The sequence below is a fragment of the Maritimibacter harenae genome (assembly GCF_009882975.1).
In the GTDB taxonomy this organism is placed as follows: domain Bacteria; phylum Pseudomonadota; class Alphaproteobacteria; order Rhodobacterales; family Rhodobacteraceae; genus Maritimibacter; species Maritimibacter harenae.
On record NZ_WTUX01000022.1, the window covers coordinates 88470 to 103170 of the forward strand.

Here is a 14701-nt window from a genome sequence, read left to right on the forward strand (position 1 = left end):
CGTTCGGGTCAGGCGTTCTGACCTGACCCTGGGTCCTCGTCGGTGCGGGGTGATGGCGGCCGGTGTCGTTCGCAACGGCCGCCATCCCGCAGGATCACTCCGCCGCGATGTCCGCAGCGGCCGCGTTGAAGCGCTCGATGATCGCGTCCGCCGCATCGCGGCCGTCCTTGATCGCCCAGACGACAAGCGAGGCACCGCGCACGATGTCGCCCACCGCATAGACACCGTCCATGTCGGTTGCGCCGGTGCGGAAATCGGCCTTCACCGTGCCCCAGCGGGTGACGGGAAGCTCTTCTTCGCCCCAGAGCGTCGGCAGGTCCTCGGGCTCGAAACCCAGCGCCTTGATCACCAGGTCGGCGTCCTCCGTGTATTCCTCGCCCTCGATGGGCTCGGGACTGCGCCGACCGGTCGCGTCCGGCTGACCCAGGCGCATGCGCTGCACGACGACACCGGACACCGGGTCGCCCTTGAAGCCCTTGGGCGCGGCCATCCAGACGAATTCGACGCCCTCTTCCTCGGCGTTCGCCACCTCGCGCTGCGAGCCCGGCATGTTGGCCCGGTCGCGGCGGTAGAGGCATTTGACGCTGGTCGCGCCCTGCCGGATCGCGGTGCGCACGCAGTCCATCGCGGTGTCGCCGCCGCCGATGACGACGACGCGCTTGCCCTCGGCCCAGAGCGAGCCGTCGGCGTGCTCCGGCACATCGTCCCCGAAAGAGGCGCGGTTCGACGCGGTGAGGTAGTCGATCGCGCGCACGATCCCGGCGCTGCCCGACCCCGGCCCGCCCAAGTCGCGGGTCTTGTAGACCCCGGTGGCGAGCAGCACGGCGTCGTGCTTTTCGCGGATCTCCTGGAAGGTGATGTCTTCGCCCACGTTGCAGTTCAGGACGAACTCGACGCCGCCCTTCTCAAGCTGCGCGTTGCGGCGCATCACGATGTCCTTCTCCAGCTTGAAGCCCGGGATGCCGTAGGTCATCAGCCCGCCGGAACGGTCGTACCGGTCGTAGACGGTGACCTGCACGCCCGCGCGGCGCAGGCGGTCCGCCGCGGCCAGCCCGCCGGGGCCGGCCCCGATGATGCCGACGCTTTCAGGGCGTTCGGAGGCGGGCACGATGTCCTCGACCCAACCCTCTTCGAAGGCGGTGTCGGTGATGTATTTCTCGACCGCGCCGATCGTCACGGTGCCGTGGCCCGATTGTTCGATGACGCAGTTGCCTTCGCACAGCCGGTCCTGCGGGCAGATGCGGCCGCAGATCTCGGGGAAGGTGTTCGTCTCCTGGCTGAGCTCGTAGGCTTCCTTGAGACGCCCGGTCGCGGTCATGCGCAGCCAGTCGGGGATGTTGTTGTGAAGCGGACAGTGGCTCTGGCAATACGGCACGCCGCACTGGCTGCACCGCGCCGCCTGCTCGGCCGCCTTGGCGTCCGCGAACTCGGCATAGATTTCGTGAAAATCTTCGCGCCGCACTTCTGGCCCACGCTTCTCGGGCATGTCGCGCTGCACCGTCACGAATTTGAGCATCGGCTGCTTGGCCATGGACGTCCTCCGTTCTTCCGAGCCGCCTATCTACCAGCCTTTTTGAAAAAGAAAAGGCATAACTGCTGACCTAAATTGCAAGTTCTGGAAATTTTTCGAGGATTTTCGGGGCCGTAGTCCGCAATATATGACAGCACCGCTTACCTTATTTTCCGCTTTCCATTTATTTCCAGCAGGTTAGCTTTGGGCAACTTATCGGACAGCGGAAAACCGCATGACACTCTTCCACCTCTTCATCGTGGCAGCAATTCAAGGACTTACCGAGTTCCTGCCGGTTTCCTCGTCCGGACACCTGATTCTCCTTCCGAATCTCACCGGCCTTGCCGACCAGGGCCTGTTCATCGACGTGGCGGTCCACGTCGGGACGCTCGGCGCGGTCGTCCTGTTCTTCTGGCGCGACGTGCGCCTGGCGCTTCTTGGGGTGCCGCGAATGCTGACCGGCCGCACCGACACCGAGGGCGCGCGGCTCGCCTTCCTGCTTGGCATCGCGACCGTGCCGGTGCTGGCGCTCGGCGTCGCGTTCAAGCTGAGCGGGCTCGAGGATGCGCTGCGCTCGGTCGCGGTGATCGGCTGGACCATGCTGCTCTTCGGGCTCGTGCTCTACTGGGTCGACCAGAAAGGGGCCGAGACCAAGACCGACCACGACTGGACACTGCGCGACGCGGTCATCATGGGGTTCTGGCAGGCGCTGGCCCTGATCCCCGGCACCTCGCGCTCCGGCGCGACGATCTCCGGCGCGCGTGCGCTGGGGTACCGGCGCGAGGACGGCACGCGGCTTGCCATGCTGATGTCGATCCCGACGATCCTCGCCTCGGGCCTGCTCCTCGGGGCCGAAGCGGCGACCGAGGCGAACTGGGCGGTGCTGCGCGACGGGGCGATCGCGGCGGCGATGGCCTTCGTCGCGGCCCTTTTCGCGCTCGCCTTCATGATGCGGCTTCTGCGCTCGGTGAGCTTCACGCCCTACGTGATCTACCGCGTCATCCTGGGCATCGTGCTGCTGGTCATCGCCTACACCTGAACATGAAAAGGCCGGCCCCGCGGGACCGGCCCTTCGCATCATGGAACGCCGTTCAGGTGCGCAGGTTGCGTGCCGACTGCGTGATGTCCGCGTACTGGCCCGTGGTGCGGTAGCGCCACAGGTATTGCGGAATGACCACTTCCATCGCCGTCGGGGTGATGCCGAGATCGGCGAAGGTCTTCGCGCCGTCGGCCACGACGTTGTCCTGCTTGAGCTGCGTCACCTGGTCGCGGGTCAGCGGCGCAGGCACCAGACCGCCCGTCATGGCAGAGCCCGCGTCGAAGATCGACCCCATGACCCCGGCCAGCCAGAACGGCATGTTCAGGATGATCTTGCGGCGCTGGATGACCGTCAGCATATCGACCATGAGTTCGCGGAAGGTCTGCACCTCCGGCCCGCCCAGTTCGTAGATGCCCGGCGTCGCCTCGCCCTTCGCCGCCTTTTCGGCCACGGCCGCGACGTCGTCGACGAAAACCGGCTGGAACTTGGTCTGCCCGCCGACGATGGGAAGGATCGGCCCCATGCGGGACATCGCCGCGAAGCGGTTGAAGAAGTTGTCCTCGGGCCCGAACATCACCGAAGGGCGCAGGATCACGGCATCCGGGAAATGCTTGAGGATCGCCTCTTCGCCCTTGCCCTTGGACTGGGCATAGAGGCTGGCCCCGTTGGTGTCCGCGCCGATGGCCGACAGGTGCACGAGCTGCGCGACGCCCTTCTCGGCCGCGAGCCGCGCCACGCGTTCGGCGCCCAGATTCTGGACCGCGTCGAAATTGTTCTTCCCGCCCTTGTCGAAGGTGCCCACGCAGTTCACCACCGCGTCCGCGCCCGTCATCGCCTCGGCCACCGAGGCATCGTCGCGGATGTTGCACAGGATGGGGGCGACCTGTCCGACCGTGCCATAGGGCTTCACGAACAGCGCCTCGTTCGGGCGCCGCACGGCCACGCGCACGCGCCAACCGGCCTTGGCCATCCGGCGGGCGATGTAGCGCCCGACAAAGCCCGAACCGCCGTAAATGGTGACGAGTTTCGACATCGCGATCTCCTTCGCAAATACGGGGTCCTGCATAGCGGTGCGGGCGCGCGCGAACAAGGCGAATTGAAACTGCGAGAATCCCGTTGACAGCCCCCGCCCGGGGCCTTACATCGCGGCTCCACGACACCTGCCCAGGTGGCGGAATTGGTAGACGCGCTAGCTTCAGGTGCTAGTGTCCGTATGGACGTGGAGGTTCGAGTCCTCTCCTGGGCACCATTTCCCTACAGGTAAGCCACTGTTTTTCCTTGAGTTCAGCTCAAGAACGCAGGAGGCGTAGACCATGCCGGAGACCACCACGGCAGCCTTCACATTTGTTAAGGCCGGGGTTCACAAGGCGAGGTCCCGACGATCTCACCCACCACTGCACGGCACGACGCATCAGCTATTCCCTCAGGACACGATCCGCTGCCGTCGCTGAAGCCCGCGCACGACAAGCTGCTTATCCAATCTGGCGTCCGTGACACCACACGCCACGCACCACTGGCGTTCCGTCCACTCGGCCGACACGCACGAGGTCGCCGTGCAGACCAAGGACGACCCGGCCGCGATCTTCGAGCTTTGCAGCCCGTGCGGGATTGGACGTGACGCAGCGAATGGCGCCGGGAAGGTCATCCCATACGTCCGCAAGCAGGAACGCCGACGACATGAGCGCAGAGGGCACATAGTCGGAGGAGACGATGTCGAGCAGTCCGGCTTCCGCCAGCTCATGCGCTGCGACATTGCCGGAGTGCGACCCGCCCCGGATAAGGTTCGGCGCTCCCATCATCACTTGAATGCCATGCGCGTGACAGGCTTCGGCGGCCTCGCGCGTGGTCGGGAACTCCGCGAGGTGAATTCCATGCCGGGCCGAAACATCGACATGTTCGTGAGTCGTGTCGTCATGACTGGCAAGCACCGCGCCCATGCGATGCGCGTGGGCGACCGCTTCGGTTTCGTGGCGCGGACCATGGGTGCGCTGAAGCTCGAGCAGGCGGCTGACGTGATCCTCGAATTCGTCGTCGGTCATCGAGCGCTTCTTGGCCACATATTGTTTGAGCTTCGAGATATCCCGGAATTGCCGTTGCCCCGGCGTGTGATCCATAAGACTGACAATCCCGATGCGATCTTCCGGGCCGAATTCCTCCATCTCCTCGATCAGCGTTTCCGAACAGATCTCGGCGCGAAGGTGGATGTAATGGTTGATGCGCAGCGCCCCTTTGTCGCGCAGGGCCATGATCTCCGAGGCGACCTGACGGGCGTATTTGCCGTAGTTTCCCTTGCCACCCGAATGGATCGATCCGACCCGCAGCGCGTCGAACACCGTGGTGATCCCGGTCGAGGCCAGTTCGCCGTCATGCGCGAGGATGCCCGCCGCGTGGGGCCAGTCGACGCCGGGGCGCGGTTCGATATGACGTTCGAGGTTGTCGGTGTGGAGCTCGATCAAACCCGGCATGATGAAATCACCTTCGCAGTCGATCGCCCCAGTGACGCTCGTATTTCCGAGGTCGATCGCGCGGATATGGCCGTCGGCGACGACGATCGTGCCGTGCATCACTTCGGCCTCTAATACGATCTGTGCGTTGGTCAGGATCTGGTCGGTCATATGTCTTGCCTCTTGACGATCCGGCGCTGATAGCGGCCCCGTGTCACCGGAATGTGACAAAAGCCCGTTACCCCGCCCAGATGAAAAACTATTCCAGATACGCTGCCTACTTCGCCCCGCGCCCTGGCCCTTTGGCGGAATTTGCCGATGCTTGGCTGGGTTGGAGTGCGACCGACGGCCGCGAGGTCGCACACCCCGACATTCCGGGCTTGCCCGCCCCAGTGTCCGACCTCACCGCCACCCCGCGAAAATACGGATTTCACGGCACCCTCAAACCGCCCTTCAGCATCGTCGAAGGTCGCGGACGCCAGGATCTGGAGGCGGCGGTTCACGCTTTGGCGCAGACCCTGCACCCTGTCGTGATGCCGAGCCTGCGACTCGCGCGGCTCGGCGGTTTTCTCGCCCTCGTGCCCGAAGGTGACACCACCGATCTTGCCGCTTTCGCCGCCACGGTCGTCAAAGAGCTGGACGGGTTTCGCGCCCCGGCCGGCGAAGCGGAACTGGCCCGGCGTCGTGCGGCGGGTCTGACCCCGGCACAGGAGGCGCACTTGCGCGCCTGGGGTTATCCTTACGTCTTGAGCGAGTTCAGATTCCATCTCACTTTGACCGGCAAACTGCCCACCGACGACGCCGAGCGTGTCCGCGCAGCCCTTGCTCCCGTGATGGAACCGCGCCTGCCTCAGCCCTTCGTCGTCGAAGACCTGTGCCTCTTTGGCGAGGCCGAGGACGGGTGGTTCCATCTTCTGCATCGTTACGCGTTGACCGGCTGAACGATCCGCAAGAGCGCGGTGACCGCGTCCTCGATCCGACCCGAATTGTCGATTTCCACCACGTCGAGACCCTCCGGCAGCGGCAACGCCGCGCGGTCGAGGCGTGCGCGGATATCATCCTCGGTTTCGCGACCTCGGGCCCTCAGGCGTTCGGACAGCACATCGGGCCTTGCCGTGACGTGGATCACGCGCATCCCCGGAAAGGCTTCGGCGGCATCGGCCAGCATCGCGCGCGAGCCATTGAACAGAACGGTGTGACCCGCGGCGAGGTCGGCCTGAATGTCGGCGGGAATGCCATAGGCCAGCCCGTGCGCCTCCCAATCCAATGCGAAGGCCCCCTTGCCTTTGAGGCCGGCGAACTCGTCCCGCGTGACACCGGCAAAGTCCTCGCCGCCCGATGTGCTGGGCCTGGTTATGACCCGTCGGACCAGCACGATGGACGGATCGGCCTCGCGCGCAGCCTCCATCAGCGTGTCTTTTCCGACGCCGGAAGGGCCGACAATGGCGAAGAGCCCGCTCATGCCACGCGCGCCGGGGTAAAATTGCTCACGTCGATCTGACGATCCGCGACGCGGTCGCGGGCGGCCTCGTCATGGAAAATCCCGACGATGGCAGCCCCGCGCGCCTTGGCTTCTTCGATCAGCGACAACACGGTTGCGCGGTTGACCGCATCGAGCGAAGCGGTCGGCTCGTCGAGCAGCATGGCGGGGTATTCGTGAGCAAAGCCCCGCGCGATGTTCACCCGCTGCTGTTCCCCACCCGAGAAGGTCGTCGGCGACAGCCCCCAGAGCGTTTCGGGGATATTGAGGCGCGCCAGAAGCTCTTCGGCACGGGCCCGCGCCGCATTGCCCGGCACACCCACGGCGCGCAAGGGTTCGGCCACCACGTCGAGCGTCGGAACACGCGGAACGACGCGCAGGAACTGAGACACATAGCCAAGCGTATGTCGGCGCAATTCGAGAATTTCGCGCGGCTCGGCGCGGGCGACGTCAACCTCGCCCACCACGATCCGTCCCGACGCGGCAAGGTAGTTGCCGTAGATCATCCGCATCAAAGTGGATTTCCCGGCACCCGAGCTTCCGGTAAGTGCCACGCATTCCCCGGCGCCGACGGTCAAGTTGGCGTCGCGCATCACTTCGATCACCGCACCGCCTTGGTTGTGCAGCGTGAAAGTTTTCGAGACATTTTCGATCCGGATCATCATTCACACCTGTAGGACGGAGGACACGAGAAGCTGGGTATAGCCGTGCTGCGGGTCGTCGAGCACCTGATCGGTCAACCCGCTTTCCACCACATGGCCTGATTTCATCACCATCAGACGATCCGCCAGCAGGCGCACGACGGCGAGGTCATGGGTCACGATGATCGCCGACAACCCCATTTCGCGCACCAGCCCGCGCAGAAGGTCGAGAAGTCGCGCCTGCACGCTAACGTCCAGCCCGCCGGTGGGTTCGTCCATGAACACAAGACGCGGACCGGTGACCAGGTTGCGCGCGATCTGAAGACGTTGTTGCATGCCACCGGAGAAGGCACGGGGGCGGTCGTCGATGCGGTCGGCGTTGATCTCGACCCGACCGAGCCAATCCGTGGCGGTGTCGCGAATGTCGCCGTAGTTGCGGGCTCCGACCGCCATCAGCCGCTCACCAACATTGCCACCCGCGCTCACGCTCATGCGAAGCCCGTCGCGCGGGTTCTGATGGACAAAGGCCCAGTCGGTGCGCGCGAGCATCCGGCGTTCCGGCTCTCTCATGGTGAGCGTATCGCGCAGACCCTCGGCGCGGGTGTCGAAATGCACCTCGCCCCGGTCCGGCGCGTGATGACCAGCAAGGGCCGCGAGAAGCGTGGACTTGCCGGAGCCGCTCTCGCCCACGATCCCCATGACTTCGCCGGGATAGAGGTCGAAGGACACATCGGCGCAGCCGATGCGGTCGCCATACATCTTGGTGACGTTCTTGACAGACAGGAGCGGCGTCATTCTGCGGCCTCCGGGGAAAGGCGCCCACGGTGGCCTTGAGCCTGCCGTCCGGCGCAATAATCGGTGTCGGAACAAACGAACATCCGCCCGCCCGCATCGTCGATGATCACCTCGTCGAGATAGGTGTGATCGGCCCCGCAAAGGTCGCAGGGCGCGTCGGCCTTCGAGGGATCAAAGGGGTGATCCTCGAAATCGAGGCTGACCACCTGCGTATAGGGCGGGATCGCGTAAATCCGCTGCTCACGCCCCGCGCCGAACAGTTGGATCGCCGCCATTTCCAGTTTCGGGTTGTCGAACTTCGGGATCGGCGACGGGTCCATGACGTAGCGCCCTTCGACCTTCACCGGGTAGGCATAACTGGTCGCGATATGCCCGTGCCGCGCGATGTCCTCGTAGAGCTTCACATGCATCAGCCCGTATTCCTCGAGCGCATGCATCTTGCGTGTCTCGGTCTCACGGGGTTCGAGGAACCGAAGCGGTTCCGGGATCGGCACCTGGTAGACGAGGATCTGATCCTCGGTCAGCGGCGCTTCGGGTATGCGGTGCCGGGTCTGGATGATCGTGGCGTCCTGCGTGTGCTCCGTCGTTTCGACATCGGCGGTTTTCTCGAAGAACTTGCGGATCGACACCGCATTGGTCGTGTCGTCCGCGCCCTGGTCGATCACCTTGAACGTGTCGTCTGGGGTGAGGCAGGCGGCAGACACCTGGACGCCGCCCGTGCCCCAGCCATAGGGCATCGGCATTTCCCGGCTGGCGAACGGCACCTGGTAGCCGGGGATCGCCACGGCCTTGAGCAGCGCGCGGCGGATCATCCGCTTTGTCTGCTCGTCGAGATAGGCGAAATTGTAGTCGCTCGTGGTCGCGCCCGTCTGGTCGGTCATTCTGCAGCCTCCTGCATCGCGGCTTCGGCGGCGTCGCGCCGTATCTTGCGCACCAGTTCCAGCTCGGACTGGAAATCGACGTAGTGCGGTAGCTTGATGTGTTCCAGAAACCCGGTCGCCTGGATGTTGTCGGAATGTGCGAGGACGAATTCTTCGTCCTGCGCGGGAGCGCCCAGGTTGTCTTCGCCAAGCTCCTCCCACCGAAGCGCCCGATCCACGAGCGCCATGGAAATCGCCTTGCGCTCGGTCTGGCCGAAGACAAGGCCATAACCCCGGGTGAACTGCGCAGGCTCGGTCCTGGAGCCCGCAAACTGGTTCACCGTTTCGCATTCGGAGAGCGTGACTTCTCCGATCTCGATGGCGAACCCGAGTTCGGGAATATCCATCTCGACCGCGACTTTGCCGATGCGCAATTCGCCCACGAAGGGGTGGTTGCGGCCATAGCCGCGCTGCGTGGAATAGGCCATCGACAGGACGAACCCTTCGTCCCCCCGCGTGAGCGCCTGAAGGCGCAGTGGACGACCCGCCGGATACTGCATCGGCGCATGGGTCATGTCAGGGGGAGTGGCATCCGATCTCGCCTCGGACTGGATCAGCCCGCCCTTGTTCAGAAACTCAGTGACGCGGGGCGTGTCGCCGGTCTGCGCCTCGGAGGTCTCGGCCGCTGGGGGAAGCCCCTCGGCCTCCAGCGCGAAATCCAACAAGCGGTGCGTGTAGTCGAAGGTGGGGCCAAGAACCTGCCCGCCCGGCACGTCCTTGAACGTCGCCGAAATGCGGCGATCACAGGCCATTTTCCCGGTATCGACCGGCTCGGCATGTCCAAGGCGCGGCAACGTCGTGCGATAGGCACGGATCAGAAAGATCGCTTCGATCAGATCTCCGCGCGCCTGTTTGATCGCAAGGGCCGCGAGGTCCGGGTCATAGAGCGACCCTTCGGCCATGACACGGTTCACGGCGAGCGACAGTTGCTCGCGGATTTGCGCGACCGAAAGCTCGGCAACCGAGGTGTCACCCCGCCGTTCTTCGGCCAGCCAGGTGTGGGCATTGTCGATGGCGCGTTCGCCACCTTTGACGGCGACATACATCAGAGGTCCTCCACGATCGTGGTGCGGGGCAACCCGGCGATCTGTTCGCCTGCGGTGAAAAAGAAATCATGCCCCAGCGGAAAGAGCGCACGATTGGCGCGGAAGGGGTCGGTTTCGGGCAGGCGCATCCGGGCGACCGTTTCGACCCCCGGCCCCGTCAGCCGGGCGGTCGGCGGCGTGAGCGCCTCGACCTCGACGATGAGCGTTGTCGCCCGATCAGGGTATTCGGGGGTCCCGACAGGATAGCCGGTGAGCGGCATCAGCGCGTCCCAAGCGCCCAGCGCGAACATGGCATGCGACGGGCCGACCAACGGCGCACCAATATGGAAGGCGATCCACTGTCCCAGCGCTTCGCTGTCGTGTCCTGGCGCAAGGTAGATTGGCGTTTCCGCATCACAAAGCGTCAGGAGCAAAGTCGCCGCGGCCTCAGACAGGCCGGGGGCTTCTGCACCCATGATCCGCTCAACCCGCCCGGGGCGGGCAAGGGCCGAGAGTGCCGCGCGAAACGCATGCGACGATTGAACAGGCGGATTTTCGAACCCGCCATTCAGAGCGTCATCGAGCATCAATCGTCTCCCCGCACCATCGTGAAAAAGTCGACCTTGGTCGCCGCCGCCTTGGCCGCACGATCCGCTTTAGCCCTCGTCATCGCGTCTTGCAGCGGGTCGAGCACTTTTGCCCGCAATCCTTCGCCCGCTTTCGTCTGCATCATCGCGTCGATCAGGGCGGCGCGTTCGGCATGGGCCTTGTCGCGCCCCTGCACATAGGCGTGGCCAACTTCGCCGGTCTCCAATTTCAACGCACAGCGCGTCACGGTCATTTCGCCCAGGTTGAACGGCGCACCCGTGCCGCCCATACGCCCGCGCAGCATGACGCCCCCCACTTCGCAAGGCCGAAGCCAAGTGAAACCGGGTTTCGGCTCGACCGTGTCGAAGAGGGCCGCAAGCTGCGCGGGCGGGGCTTTCGCAAGCAGGCCCATCCAGCCTTTGCGCGCCTCGATGTTCTGGTCCGTCTGGGTCATTAGACACCTTGTCGAGTTATATAGACAACTATACAAATCATACCGAAGACTGCCGAATAGCAGCAAGAAGAGTCTTGTGAATTTTTCGTAACAAGGGGCCGGGATGGCACGCACACCGATCTGGAAACACATCGCGGGAACGCTCGAGGACGAAATGCGCGAGGGGCTGTATCACGCCGGAGGCAAACTTCCGACCGAGGCCGCACTTGCCGCGCGGTTCGGCGTGAATCGTCATACGGTGCGCCGCGCCTTGGGCGATCTGGTCGAGCGGGGTCTGGTCTACACACGTCGCGGTTCTGGCGCCTTCGTGGCGCAGGAGGTGACCGATTATCCCATCGGCAAACGTGTGCGGTTTCACCAGAACGTCTCGGCGACCGGCAAGCTCGTCGACAAGAAGCGCCTTCGCGTCGAAACCCGCCCCGCTCGCAACGTCGAGGCAGAGGCCCTGGGCCTCGCTTCCGGCGATCCCGTGGTTGTCTACGAAGGGTTGAGTCGTTCGGGCGGCGCGGTGCTCGCGCATTTCGAGAGCATCTTTTCGGCCGAGCGACTACCCAGACTTGCCGAGACGTTCCTCACCGAAACGTCCGTCACCAACGCGCTGCGGGCGAACGGCATTCCGGACTATCTGCGCGCCCAGACCCGTGTGACGGCGGAACTGGCGGACCCGGCACTCGCACTGCACCTCGGCGTGCGCGAACGGGAGCCGATCCTGCGCACCCGGGCGATCAACACCACGCCCGACGGGGACCCATTGGAATACGGTGTGACCAGTTTCGCCGGAAGCCGCGTGGCGCTCACCATCGAGAGCGATTAGCGCCTCAGGCCTCGTATTTTTCAAGGAAGGCTTCAATCTCCATATGCCGGAAATCGTCCAGCCGGTCGCGCAGCGTGCCGTGATCCCAATCCCACCAGCCCAGCGCCATGAGGCGATCCGCGATCTGGCGCGGGAACCTCTCGCGTATCGGTTTTGCAGGCACGCCCGCCACGATGGTGTAGGGATCCACGTCTTTGGTCACCATGCTTTGTGCCGCGACGACCGCCCCGTGACCGATGGTGACTTCGGGTTTCACCACCGCATTGTGGCCGATCCACGTGTCATGCCCGATAAGGGCCACACGGGATGCGCGATGCTCAAAGAAATCCACGTCCGGTTCGGCATCGGCCCAGTAGTCCGCCGAGCGATAGAGAAAATGATGCAGCGACGCGCGGTGCATCGGATGATCCGTCGGTCCGATCCGCGTGAAGGCCGCGATATTTGCGAATTTGCCGATCTGCGTGTTGGCGATCTCGGCGTATCGGTCACAATAGGAATAATCGCCGAAGTGGGAAAAGAGCACGCGGCTCCCCTCGCCGATTTCGACGTAGCGCCCCGTCGTGACCTCGTGCAAGTCGGCGCCCTCGTGGACAAGCGGTTCATGTCTCAGCTTTGGCATCAGAACGCCCTTTCTCCCCCGGAAAAGCGAAAGAATTTGCCGCTGTCGTCCAGCCGCTCGGCAAGGTCGCAGATCACGCCGCGCTTGGTCCGGCCATGCCGGATCACCGAATGCCCGCGCTCTTCGGCGGCCCGGGCAAGCACTGCCCCGATGCCGCGGTTCGCGCCCGTGATGAGATACCGCATCATTCGCCTTTGATCAGCTTTCTGCGAAGGAAGCCGGAAACGCTGTCCATCGCCATGACCATGAGGACGACGAGCACGATGTAATAGGTGACCTCTTCCCAATCCTTCTGGGTGATCATGGCTTGCGTCAGGAGAAGCCCGATCCCGCCGCCCGTGATTGCCCCGATGATCGTGGCCGAGCGGGTGTTGGATTCGAAGAAGTAGAGCACCTGAGACAAAAGCACCGGCGTGATCTGAGGGATGACACCGAAGCGATAGCGATGCGCAACGGCCGCCCCGGTCGAGGACACGCCTTCGATCTGCTTTTCGTCGACGTTCTCCAAGGCCTCCGAGAACATCTTGCCAAAGGACCCGGTGTCCGTGAGCAGGATCGCCAGCGCCCCGGTCATCGGCCCGGGACCGAAGGCGCGGGCAAGGATGATCGTCCAGATCAGCCCGTCGATGCCGCGAAACAGGTCGAAGAACCGGCGCAGCGCGAAGCGGACGGGGCCGAGCGGCGTGAAGTTCTTGGCCGCCAAGAACGCCAGCGGGAGCGAGATCACCGCCGCCCCGAAGGTGCCCAGGAAGGCCATCAGGATCGTTTCGAACAGCGCCCAGACGACCTGCCCGTGGCTCCACATCTTGTTGTGCCAGAAATCCTCGAGCGAGCCCGCGATGTTGCCGCGCTCCGGATCGATGCGCGGGCCGAACAGGATCTCGCCCGCCGCGTAGCCGTGATAGGGGCTGTCGAAGGTGAAAAAGAACAGCTCCCAACCGTAGAAGTAGTTGAACACCTCCGTGCGGTTACGGGTGAAGGACACCCGCCCTTCCGCGGTCGTGATCGCCATGCGGGCACGAGACAGGCTGATCCAGTCGGGGATCGGTTCCTCGAGATTGGTCACCACCTCGCGCCCCTCCATCCGGGCTTCGATCGTGCCGAAGTCGGGGATTTCCATGCGCAGCGCGGTGTCCGGCAGGAAGGTCACGACCTGCCCGCCGCCCAGGCGGATCGTCGTGGTGTCACCTGCGATGTCGACCCAGTCCGGTGTCACGCCCTCGGGGTATTCCCCCTTGCGTTCACCCTCGACGGACACGCTGGTCTCCCCGTCGCGGTTGTCGCGCGTCACGTGGGTCTTGTAGCTTACCATGTCGCGGGTCAGCGTCTGGGCGTTGTCGATCCGTGCGCGCCCGGCCAGCCCGGGAATGTCGAAGGCGAAGACGATGTAGACGAGGTAGGCGAGCACCAGCACGGGCACCCCGATCGACAGAAGCTTCTTGCGCGCGAAACGCGTGTCGATGAACCCGCGCAGGTCGGGGTTCGTCGCGGTCATGGCGGACATCAGCGGCCTCCTTCATGGACAAGCCGGTTGCGGGCGTGGCTCGACAGCTGGTCGAAGAACACGATGGTGAGGAACAGGAGGATGAAGATGGCGGCGGCCTCGTCGTATTTGCCCTGCCCCCAAGCCATCGCATTCTTGAGCTCGTAGCCGATGCCGCCCGCGCCCACGAAGCCCAGGATGGCCGAGGCGCGGATGTTGATCTCGAAACGCAGCAGCGCATAGGAGAGGTAGTTCGGCGCGACCTGCGGGATGATGCCCAGCCACATCCGCTGGCCCCAGCGCGCGCCGACCGACGACAGCCCCTCGACGGGCTTGAGGTCCGCGTTCTCGTTCACCTCGGAGAAGAGCTTTCCAAGCGCGCCGGAGGTGTGGAAGGCGATGGCGATCATCGCGGGCACCGGACCGCCGCCCAGCACGAAAATCAGGATCAGCGCGATGACGATCTCGGGCACCGCGCGCATGATGTCCATCACCCGGCGGAAAAGCCCGATGAGCCGCGGCCAGCGGGCCAGACCTCGGGTCGACAGAAGCGACAGCACCGTGCCCAGGATCGCGCCCACGAGGGTCGCGACCGCGGCGATGTTGATTGTCTCGATCAGCGACGGGAAATAGGTGACGACGTGACCGGGCAGCTGGTCCAGCTTCGGCGCAGTATCGGCCCAGACATCGGCCGGGAAATCGAAGACGTTCAGGATCCCGTCCCAGAACCCGCCGGCGTTGCGGCTGTCGGCCAGCATGAAGCCGGATATCATCAGGAGCGCGAAAATCGCCAGCATGATCCCGCCGTAGAGCCGCTTGCGTGCGACCAGCGCTACGTAGTGCGCGCGGAAATCCAGTTCGACATCGGACATGGGGGGCCTTTCCGTAA

The 14701-nt window shown here is 64.5% G+C and carries 18 protein-coding genes and 1 tRNA gene; 5 read left to right on the forward strand and 14 right to left on the reverse strand.

The genetic code is table 11. The features are described from left to right. Positions 1-94: 94 nt before the first annotated feature. Complete coding sequence (locus tag GQE99_RS19190; protein ID WP_161353573.1) at positions 95-1531, reverse strand: NAD(P)-dependent oxidoreductase; 1437 nt, start codon at positions 1529-1531, stop codon at positions 95-97. Between the two features lie 214 nt (positions 1532-1745). On the opposite strand from GQE99_RS19190, the gene GQE99_RS19195 reads away from it, so the two are divergent. Then, positions 1746-2549 (forward strand): undecaprenyl-diphosphate phosphatase, encoded by an 804-nt coding sequence (locus GQE99_RS19195; RefSeq protein ID WP_161353574.1) that lies wholly within the window; start codon positions 1746-1748, stop codon positions 2547-2549. 52 nt (positions 2550-2601) lie between these two features. Here the strand turns inward: GQE99_RS19195 and GQE99_RS19200 are convergent, their stop codons facing one another. After that, positions 2602-3582: a complex I NDUFA9 subunit family protein gene (locus GQE99_RS19200; protein WP_161353575.1), complete on the reverse strand. Its 981-nt coding sequence runs from the start codon at positions 3580-3582 to the stop codon at positions 2602-2604. Positions 3583-3711: 129 nt separating this feature from the next. Between GQE99_RS19200 and GQE99_RS19205 the strand changes: the two genes are divergently transcribed. After that, a tRNA-Leu gene (locus GQE99_RS19205) sits at positions 3712-3798 on the forward strand. Between the two features lie 95 nt (positions 3799-3893). Beyond that, a complete protein-coding gene (locus GQE99_RS21905) occupies positions 3894-4043 on the forward strand; it encodes a DUF6538 domain-containing protein (protein WP_328794217.1) in 150 nt (49 codons plus the stop codon). Here the strand turns inward: GQE99_RS21905 and GQE99_RS19210 are convergent. Further along, positions 4022-5164, reverse strand: coding sequence for an alpha-D-ribose 1-methylphosphonate 5-triphosphate diphosphatase (locus GQE99_RS19210; RefSeq protein ID WP_161353576.1), 1143 nt, complete (start codon positions 5162-5164; stop codon positions 4022-4024). The genes GQE99_RS21905 and GQE99_RS19210 overlap by 22 nt on opposite strands. 80 nt (positions 5165-5244) lie before the next feature. Here GQE99_RS19210 and GQE99_RS19215 point away from each other — a divergent pair, with 80 nt between their 5' ends. Then, a complete protein-coding gene (locus GQE99_RS19215; protein WP_161353577.1) occupies positions 5245-5934 on the forward strand; it encodes a DUF1045 domain-containing protein in 690 nt (229 codons plus the stop codon). Here the strand turns inward: GQE99_RS19215 and phnN are convergent. Genes phnN through phnG form a run of 7 tightly spaced genes read right to left on the reverse strand, consistent with a single transcriptional unit; the run spans position 5916 to position 10896 of the window. Continuing rightward, the gene (gene phnN / locus GQE99_RS19220) at positions 5916-6455 is read right to left on the reverse strand and encodes a phosphonate metabolism protein/1,5-bisphosphokinase (PRPP-forming) PhnN (protein ID WP_161353578.1); all 540 of its coding nucleotides are present in this window, start codon (positions 6453-6455) and stop codon (positions 5916-5918) included. The genes GQE99_RS19215 and phnN overlap by 19 nt on opposite strands. Then, positions 6452-7135: a phosphonate C-P lyase system protein PhnL gene (gene phnL / locus GQE99_RS19225; RefSeq protein WP_161353579.1), complete on the reverse strand. Its 684-nt coding sequence runs from the start codon at positions 7133-7135 to the stop codon at positions 6452-6454. The genes phnN and phnL overlap by 4 nt, the downstream gene beginning before the upstream one ends. Positions 7136-7138: 3 nt before the next feature. Then, on the reverse strand, positions 7139-7909 hold the full coding sequence (gene phnK, locus GQE99_RS19230; protein ID WP_161353580.1) for a phosphonate C-P lyase system protein PhnK: 771 nt from the start codon (positions 7907-7909) through the stop codon (positions 7139-7141). After that, positions 7906-8790: an alpha-D-ribose 1-methylphosphonate 5-phosphate C-P-lyase PhnJ gene (locus tag GQE99_RS19235; RefSeq protein WP_161353581.1), complete on the reverse strand. Its 885-nt coding sequence runs from the start codon at positions 8788-8790 to the stop codon at positions 7906-7908. Before GQE99_RS19235 ends, phnK begins: the two co-directional genes overlap by 4 nt. Beyond that, positions 8787-9875: a carbon-phosphorus lyase complex subunit PhnI gene (locus tag GQE99_RS19240; RefSeq protein WP_161353582.1), complete on the reverse strand. Its 1089-nt coding sequence runs from the start codon at positions 9873-9875 to the stop codon at positions 8787-8789. The genes GQE99_RS19235 and GQE99_RS19240 overlap by 4 nt, the downstream gene beginning before the upstream one ends. Then, positions 9875-10441 (reverse strand): phosphonate C-P lyase system protein PhnH, encoded by a 567-nt coding sequence (gene phnH, locus GQE99_RS19245; RefSeq protein WP_161353583.1) that lies wholly within the window; start codon positions 10439-10441, stop codon positions 9875-9877. The genes GQE99_RS19240 and phnH overlap by 1 nt, the downstream gene beginning before the upstream one ends. Continuing rightward, positions 10441-10896, reverse strand: coding sequence for a phosphonate C-P lyase system protein PhnG (phnG, locus tag GQE99_RS19250; protein ID WP_161353584.1), 456 nt, complete (start codon positions 10894-10896; stop codon positions 10441-10443). The genes phnH and phnG overlap by 1 nt, the downstream gene beginning before the upstream one ends. Before the next feature lie 103 nt (positions 10897-10999). Here phnG and phnF point away from each other — a divergent pair, with 103 nt between their 5' ends. After that, entirely contained in the window at positions 11000-11710 is a 711-nt protein-coding gene (gene phnF, locus GQE99_RS19255) for a phosphonate metabolism transcriptional regulator PhnF (protein ID WP_161353585.1), read from the forward strand. A gap of 4 nt (positions 11711-11714) precedes the next feature. Here the strand turns inward: phnF and GQE99_RS19260 are convergent, their stop codons facing one another. The 4 genes from GQE99_RS19260 to phnE (GQE99_RS19275) are packed head-to-tail and all read right to left on the reverse strand — an operon-like array spanning position 11715 to position 14684. After that, entirely contained in the window at positions 11715-12329 is a 615-nt protein-coding gene (locus GQE99_RS19260; RefSeq protein ID WP_161353586.1) for an LbetaH domain-containing protein, read from the reverse strand. Further along, positions 12329-12517 (reverse strand): Rossmann-fold NAD(P)-binding domain-containing protein, encoded by a 189-nt coding sequence (locus GQE99_RS19265; protein ID WP_161353587.1) that lies wholly within the window; start codon positions 12515-12517, stop codon positions 12329-12331. Before GQE99_RS19265 ends, GQE99_RS19260 begins: the two co-directional genes overlap by 1 nt. Further along, positions 12514-13824 carry a phosphonate ABC transporter, permease protein PhnE gene (gene phnE, locus GQE99_RS19270; RefSeq protein ID WP_161353755.1) on the reverse strand — a complete coding sequence of 437 codons (1311 nt, stop codon included), beginning with the start codon at positions 13822-13824 and terminating at the stop codon, positions 12514-12516. The genes GQE99_RS19265 and phnE (GQE99_RS19270) overlap by 4 nt, the downstream gene beginning before the upstream one ends. 8 nt (positions 13825-13832) lie before the next feature. Beyond that, the gene (gene phnE, locus GQE99_RS19275) at positions 13833-14684 is read right to left on the reverse strand and encodes a phosphonate ABC transporter, permease protein PhnE (protein ID WP_161353588.1); all 852 of its coding nucleotides are present in this window, start codon (positions 14682-14684) and stop codon (positions 13833-13835) included. Positions 14685-14701 lie beyond the last annotated feature (17 nt).

Coding starts and splice junctions, on each gene's coding strand:
- phnH (WP_161353583.1), bottom strand. CDS start 10,441: ATGCTCGATGACGCTCTGAATGGCGGGTTCGAAAATCCGCCTGTTCAA.
- GQE99_RS19210 (WP_161353576.1), bottom strand. CDS start 5,164: ATGACCGACCAGATCCTGACCAACGCACAGATCGTATTAGAGGCCGAA.
- phnG (WP_161353584.1), bottom strand. CDS start 10,896: ATGACCCAGACGGACCAGAACATCGAGGCGCGCAAAGGCTGGATGGGC.
- phnK (WP_161353580.1), bottom strand. CDS start 7,909: ATGACGCCGCTCCTGTCTGTCAAGAACGTCACCAAGATGTATGGCGAC.
- phnF (WP_161353585.1), top strand. CDS start 11,000: ATGGCACGCACACCGATCTGGAAACACATCGCGGGAACGCTCGAGGAC.
- phnL (WP_161353579.1), bottom strand. CDS start 7,135: ATGATCCGGATCGAAAATGTCTCGAAAACTTTCACGCTGCACAACCAA.
- GQE99_RS19190 (WP_161353573.1), bottom strand. CDS start 1,531: ATGGCCAAGCAGCCGATGCTCAAATTCGTGACGGTGCAGCGCGACATG.
- GQE99_RS19215 (WP_161353577.1), top strand. CDS start 5,245: ATGAAAAACTATTCCAGATACGCTGCCTACTTCGCCCCGCGCCCTGGC.
- phnE (WP_161353755.1), bottom strand. CDS start 13,824: ATGACCGCGACGAACCCCGACCTGCGCGGGTTCATCGACACGCGTTTC.
- GQE99_RS19265 (WP_161353587.1), bottom strand. CDS start 12,517: ATGATGCGGTATCTCATCACGGGCGCGAACCGCGGCATCGGGGCAGTG.
- GQE99_RS19195 (WP_161353574.1), top strand. CDS start 1,746: ATGACACTCTTCCACCTCTTCATCGTGGCAGCAATTCAAGGACTTACC.
- phnN (WP_161353578.1), bottom strand. CDS start 6,455: ATGAGCGGGCTCTTCGCCATTGTCGGCCCTTCCGGCGTCGGAAAAGAC.
- GQE99_RS19240 (WP_161353582.1), bottom strand. CDS start 9,875: ATGTATGTCGCCGTCAAAGGTGGCGAACGCGCCATCGACAATGCCCAC.
- GQE99_RS19260 (WP_161353586.1), bottom strand. CDS start 12,329: ATGCCAAAGCTGAGACATGAACCGCTTGTCCACGAGGGCGCCGACTTG.
- phnE (WP_161353588.1), bottom strand. CDS start 14,684: ATGTCCGATGTCGAACTGGATTTCCGCGCGCACTACGTAGCGCTGGTC.
- GQE99_RS19200 (WP_161353575.1), bottom strand. CDS start 3,582: ATGTCGAAACTCGTCACCATTTACGGCGGTTCGGGCTTTGTCGGGCGC.
- GQE99_RS19235 (WP_161353581.1), bottom strand. CDS start 8,790: ATGACCGACCAGACGGGCGCGACCACGAGCGACTACAATTTCGCCTAT.